The organism is Brevundimonas sp. AAP58, assembly GCF_001295975.1.
Classification (GTDB): Bacteria; Pseudomonadota; Alphaproteobacteria; order Caulobacterales; family Caulobacteraceae; genus Brevundimonas.
Genome location: NZ_LJHU01000118.1, coordinates 1 through 4,563 on the forward strand (window position 1 = coordinate 1; position 4,563 = coordinate 4,563).

4 protein-coding genes and 1 pseudogene are annotated in these 4,563 nt (G+C 64.0%); all 5 read left to right on the top strand.

The window, feature by feature from the left end; translation table 11 throughout:
* Positions 1 to 814: 814 nt before the first annotated feature.
* Positions 815 to 1,135, top strand: coding sequence for a hypothetical protein (locus IP78_RS13845; protein ID WP_156320434.1), 321 nt, complete (start codon positions 815 to 817; stop codon positions 1,133 to 1,135).
* Positions 1,136 to 1,332: 197 nt separating this feature from the next.
* Positions 1,333 to 2,883 (top strand): DUF4331 domain-containing protein, encoded by a 1,551-nt coding sequence (locus IP78_RS13850; protein ID WP_231681021.1) that lies wholly within the window; start codon positions 1,333 to 1,335, stop codon positions 2,881 to 2,883.
* Positions 2,883 to 3,143: a hypothetical protein gene (locus IP78_RS13855; RefSeq protein WP_054112254.1), complete on the top strand. Its 261-nt coding sequence runs from the start codon at positions 2,883 to 2,885 to the stop codon at positions 3,141 to 3,143. The genes IP78_RS13850 and IP78_RS13855 overlap by 1 nt, the downstream gene beginning before the upstream one ends.
* Before the next feature lie 143 nt (positions 3,144 to 3,286).
* Positions 3,287 to 4,081, top strand: coding sequence for a DUF4198 domain-containing protein (locus tag IP78_RS13860; RefSeq protein WP_082385137.1), 795 nt, complete (start codon positions 3,287 to 3,289; stop codon positions 4,079 to 4,081).
* 60 nt (positions 4,082 to 4,141) lie between these two features.
* Positions 4,142 to 4,563 (top strand): annotated as a pseudogene (locus IP78_RS13865) (IS5 family transposase); the annotation flags it as partial.

A 4,563-nucleotide genomic window follows, 5' to 3' on the forward strand; every position in this document is an offset into this window, starting at 1 on the left:
TCTTCGCCGCTTCCGCGTCGAGGCGGGCGGCCGCGTGGGCCGCCGCCGTTGCATGATTTCAGGCAGGGTGGGGCGCTCGCGACTTGTCGCGGTTAAATCGACAGCACGGATAGCACTGCTTTGGGCGTGAGGACCACAACTTCACCGCTTGCGTCTGTCTTGAACTGTCTCGCGTAGCTTTACCATGGGCTATGAAAACTCAGCACTTGGCCGTAGGTTGACCGAACGTCGGCAACGCTTTTTGCGGCGGTGGCGGAGTCGTGTTGATGCTGTCTCGAAACATCGGCCGGTAAGCCTTTGGCGACTTCACGAGTCCCATTCGTTTCGAAAAAACGCCGCGATCGTAGGGTTTGTGGTGCTCACGCACATGGTGATCGGCGTCTGGCTTGGCCGCCCGAATCCGCCCTTCGGAGGCGATGCTCCCCCGGTGATCGAGCTGACGCTTTCCGCCCCCGCGGGCGGGCGGGCTTTTCAAGCCGCAACACGGGTCGAACCGGTTCGGACATCCGAGTCGGATCCCGCTCCAGTTCGTCCGGACACGGTTAAGACGCGACAGCCGCCCCAGCCCGCCGAGCCCATTGAGCCAGTTGGTCCCGCTCGACCCCCGGCGCCCGCAGAAAGTTCGACGGTCGACCCGGCGTCGGAGGACGTTCTAGGTATAGTGCTCGCACTGGTCGGTCTCGAGGAGAGCCGGCTTGCCGCGCCTCAGATAATAGCCGGCTCGCTCGACGCCCAAGCTGCTGTTTCCCTTTCGGCGAATGGCGATTGTAACGTCACAGAAACCATAGCCCTGAAGGTTGCCGAGCAACCGCGGTTGACCGCCGCGCTAATGTCCATGCCGAGAGACGCGGCGTCTGTCGCACGGGCGATCCACCTTTGGGACGGGGACTGGATCACGACAGGCGAAGAGCGAAACCAGGCGATCCTGACCAACGTCCGTGAAGTCGTCCTTGAGGCCGTGTCCGAAGCATCGCCGATTTGCCGCGACGCCAAGATCGACGGTCCCCGCTTCGTAGTCGTAGCGGATCAGGCACGATCCGCGATCGTCCTCGTGCTGGGCTCGGGATCATGGCGCTGGGCCGAGCTCGCTGATCCCACCAGCGGGGTGCCGCCTATGGTGTTCCGGGCGCGTTGACCAACGACACTGCGCCGCATTCCCGCCGCCTTGCCGACTTTTTTCGACGCCGTTGCATCCGCCCGTAAGCGGCAAGCGTCTCTACAAAGCGCATAGAACCGCAAAATACCGGCCTTGCGCTTCGACCGATATCTTCGCCCGAAACAAGGATTGCCACGATGAAAAATGCACTGCGCCTTGGGACGGCGGGAGGCGCATTGTGCGCACTGCTGTCCGCGACCAGCCCAAACGCCCTGCCTTCTAGTCACCGCGAGGCTCCCGCGATCACAGAAAGCCCCAAGGTCGACGGGACGGACTTCTATATGTTCCGCAGCTACGAACCGGGCCGCGCCGGTTTCGTGACTCTGATCGCCAACTATCAGCCGTTGCAGGGCCCGGGCTACGGTCCCAACTACTTCACGATGGACCCTGACGCGATCTACGAGATCCATGTTGATAACAACGGCGACGCTCAGGAAGACATCACCTTTCAGTTTCAGTTCAACAATACGCTTAGAAACAACACCGGGATCACGCTAAACATCGGCGGTCGCACTCTGCCGATCCCGCTCCGGGCCATCGGGCCGATTGACACCTCCAACGATCCAAACCAGGGCGAGCTGGAATCCTATACGTTGAACGTCATCCGCGGCGACCGGCGCACTGGTACGCGTCAGTTGGTGACCCACGAGAACGGCGGCCAGTCCTTCGCCAAGCCCGTCGATAACATCGGCGGCAAGACCTTCCCCAACTACGCCGCCTACGCCGATAGCTTCATCTCCAACGCCAACATCCCGGGCTGCAACGGGATGGGTCGTGTCTTCGTGGGTCAGCGCGCTGAGGCCTTCGCGGTCAATTTGGGGCCGTCGTTCGACCTGGTGAACTACGTCCCGATTGAGGGTGCCAGCGCGCCCGGTGCCAATGATACCGCCGGCTTCCCCGGCGGCATCCGCCAGAGCCGCGCCAACGATGATCTGGTGGGCAAGCTGAATGTCACCTCGATTGCTATCGAGGTGCCGATATCCTGCCTGGTCGGCTCCGGAAACGGCGTCATCGGCGGCTGGACTACCGCCAGCCTTCCTCAGGCGACGCTGCGCGATCCCACGCCGAACTACACCGATCCCACCGTCGACGGCGGTGCCTTCGTCCAGGTCTCCCGCCTGTCGCATCCTCTGGTGAATGAACTAGTCATCGGCCTGCCATCGAAGGACCTATTCAACGCGACCGAGCCGACCGGCGACGCCGCCCTGGCTGACTTCGTGACCAATCCGACCTTCCCCGCCATCCTGAACGCCCTGTTCCGTGGTCCGGTCAACCAGACGCTGGGAACCAACATTCCGGACTTGGCGCCCGACAACTTCCCGCGCAACGACCTGGTCGCGACCTTCCTGACGGGCATCCAGACGCTCAATCAGCAGTCGACGGTCCGGCCTGCGGAGATCATGCGGCTAAACACCAACATCGCGCCGACGCCCCAGGCGACCCAGAGCACCTTTGGAGTCATCGGCGACGACCTGGCGGGCTATCCGAACGGACGTCGACCGGGAGATGATACGGTCGACATCACACTGCGGGTCGCTATGGGCCGCCTGTGCCACCCCGTGCCGATCAACGGCGTGCAGACCGCGCTGGGCCTGTGCCAGACCTCCAACGCGCCGGTCGGGAACGTTCAGTTCACGGATGGCGCCCCGATCAATGCGCGCGAGCTCCAGAACCGCTTCCCCTATCTGAACACGCCGCTTCGCGGTTCGCCGCGGGGAGGTCAGTGATGGGCCGTAACCTGACTCGCCAGATCACAGCAGCCAGCGTTCTGATCGGCGGCTCGGCCCTGGCCGCAGGATGTTCGGACGGCGGCGACGGGGCGATCATAGGCCCCCCGCCCCAGTCGCCGCCCGCCATGGGTGCCGAGCGGTTCGGCACGGGATTCGCGCTCAGCTTCCGCGCCAGCGCAAACAGCGACCCTCGGGAGCCAATGTCGGCCGACGTGATCCCGGCCAGCATCACCACTGATCCGCTCGACGTGCCCTGAGCAGGGACCGACGACCCGGCATCGAAACGGCGGCGCGCCGGTCGGGGCGCGCCGCCTCTTCACCCACCGAAGGCTGACCCATCTGACCGGTCTTCTACGATGATCGGACGCCGCCACAGATCTGATCCTTGAGGAAAACCATAATGCGCCTGATCCTTGCCGCCCTCATCTCCGGCGTCCTCGCATCGTCGGCGACCGCTCACGACTTCTGGATCCAACCCTCCGCCTATCGGGTCGAGACTGGCTCTCGCGTGACGGTGTCGCTTTATGTGGGTCACGGCGAGGCGCGCGAACTCTGGGATGCGGACATCCGTCGCATCGTCAGATTGACGGCCACGGGCGCGGAGGGCGTCGTTGGGCTCGACGGCGTGATGCGCCAGGGTGGACAAGGCGATCTGTCCTTCGCGGCAGGCGGATTGCACGCTCTGGCGCTGGAGACCTCGCCGACGACCAGCGAGTTGCCGGCCGACCGCTTCGAAGCCTATTTGCGCGAAGAGGGGCTGACACCGGCGATCGAGGCCCGACGCCGGGCGGGGACGTCAGACCGCCCGGGCCGCGAGATCTACAGCCGACGGGCCAAGGCGCTCGTGCTCTCGGGCGGACCCAGCGTCCAGGACGAGGCGATCGCCACGACGCCCATCGGCCTCACGCTGGAGATCGTGCCCGACCGCAACCCCTATGCAAACGATGGCGGACCGCAGGGGTTCGTGGTCCATTACGAGGGGCGCATCCTTGAGGATGCCCAGGTCGAACTGATCGATCTTTCCGCCGACGAGCAGGCGACGGCGGCGGGGCTGACCGACGCGTTTGGCCGCGTTGTCTTCGACATCCCTACTGCTGGTCCCTGGCTCGTCAATGTGGTCTGGACGAAACCGCTACTGGATGACCCTCGCGGCGATTTCGAGACAATCTTTTCCAGCCTCACTTTTGGCCGCTAGGGTCAGGACCCATTGATGTAAGGCGCGCGATCTGATTCAGGCTCCTGAGGAGTCTGGATCATGAATGACCTGTTTTGGCTGACGGACGAGCAGATGGCTCGGCTGGAACCCTGTTTCCCGAAGAGCCACGGCAGGCCCAGGGTAGATGATCGCCGCGTCCTGAGCGGGATCATCTTTGTCAATCGCAACGGCCTTCGCTGGCGCGACGCGCCGGCGGCCTACGGTCCTCACAAGACGCTCTACAATCGCTGGAAGCGGTGGAGCGACGCGGGCGTCTTCTTCCGGATGATGGAGGGCCTGGCAGGTGGCAACGCCGAACGGCGCACCGTGATGATCGATGCGACCTATCTCAAAGCGCACCGCACGGCTTCGAGCCTGCGGGCAAAAAAGGGGGTCTCGGGCGGCTCATTGGACGCACGAAAGGCGGTATGAACACCAAGCTGCACGCCGTAACCGACGCCAACGGACGGCCGATCAGCCTG